Consider the following 1,178-nt stretch of genomic DNA (forward strand, 5'->3'; position numbering starts at 1 on the left):
GGTGAGTAGCGCAGTCCGGTAGCGCAACTGGTTTGGGACCAGTGGGTCGGAGGTTCGAATCCTCTCTCACCGACCATCATAATGAAAAGCCCGCTCTTTGAGCGGGCTTTTTGTTTTTCTGCATTTACTCAATCCCTTCACACTCTTCTTCTTTTATCGCGCTGTCGTATATGGCTGCCGGCGTTGAGTGTAATCTCTCTTGCTTTCACGACTTGGCTTTCTCGCTCAGCGGCACAGCAAGCGAGTGATATATCTTCTATATAGCTATATAGAAGATATAGAGATAGCCTGTTGCGATATCCGTCAGTGGTGCAGGGCGATCAGCGGATCAGTTGCTGCAAGGTGTGCTGCAGCGTCTCTTGGTTGTCACACAGGTAAATTCCCTCCGCCGCCATTTCCTGACAGGCCAGAGTGGTAGTTTCCGGCGCTATCCCGCGACAGGCCGCCAGATTCAGTAGCACGGTAAAGTGGCCACTGCGCTGTAACTGCAATGCTGTGGTTTTCACGCAGTAATCGGTCGCCAGCCCACCCAGCACAATATGGGTCACTCCCTGACAGCACAGCCACTCGATAAGGCCGGTGCTGAGTTTCTCCTGCAAATCATGATAACAAGCACCGTACGGATGCAGATCGGGCTCGATACCTTTCCACACCACAAAGTCATACTCGGTGACAGCCGGCAGACCCGGAATAGTTTCAAAGCCTCGGGTACCGGGAACCGCATGCGCGACCCAGGTCAGATCGGCATTGGGGTGTGGCAGTGGTTGCAGCATGTGCTGAGGATCATCTACCACCCATAGCGCATTGGCGGGATGGGCATCTTTGGTCAGTACCCGCAGCTCGGCCAGTTGTGCTTGCGCATTGAGTGCGTCAGCTATCTGATCGCCTTCTTGTACAGGCAACTCCTGTGGGCACAGCGGAGAGAACGTGCACTGCGGATCGACGTCGAGCGCTGCAATCTTCATCACTTATCCTTTTTAATCGACCATAACCGTGCTGTTTCTGGCTAAATAACTAGCAAAAATCAGCCTTCTGACCGGATTTTCACCAAACAGCGGCAAATATGCAAATTATCTTGAATAATCCCTTGCGCCCGCCGCAAAACGCCCTATAATGCGACCCCACTGACACGGCAGCTGTGATGCAAATCACTGATTGGCCTGCAGTAATGAATATCG

At 52.6% G+C, this 1,178-nt stretch carries 1 protein-coding gene; it reads right to left on the reverse strand.

All coding sequences use genetic code 11. The features are described from left to right. Positions 1-320 precede the first annotated feature (320 nt). Complete coding sequence (locus L975_RS07755) at positions 321-965, reverse strand: isochorismatase family protein (protein WP_047708020.1); 645 nt, start codon at positions 963-965, stop codon at positions 321-323. Positions 966-1,178 lie beyond the last annotated feature (213 nt).

Source organism: Plesiomonas sp. ZOR0011 (assembly GCF_000800945.1).
Taxonomy (GTDB): Bacteria; Pseudomonadota; Gammaproteobacteria; order Enterobacterales; family CAMTGL01; genus Plesiomonas; species Plesiomonas shigelloides.

Coding starts and splice junctions, on each gene's coding strand:
- L975_RS07755 (WP_047708020.1), bottom strand. CDS start 965: ATGAAGATTGCAGCGCTCGACGTCGATCCGCAGTGCACGTTCTCTCCG.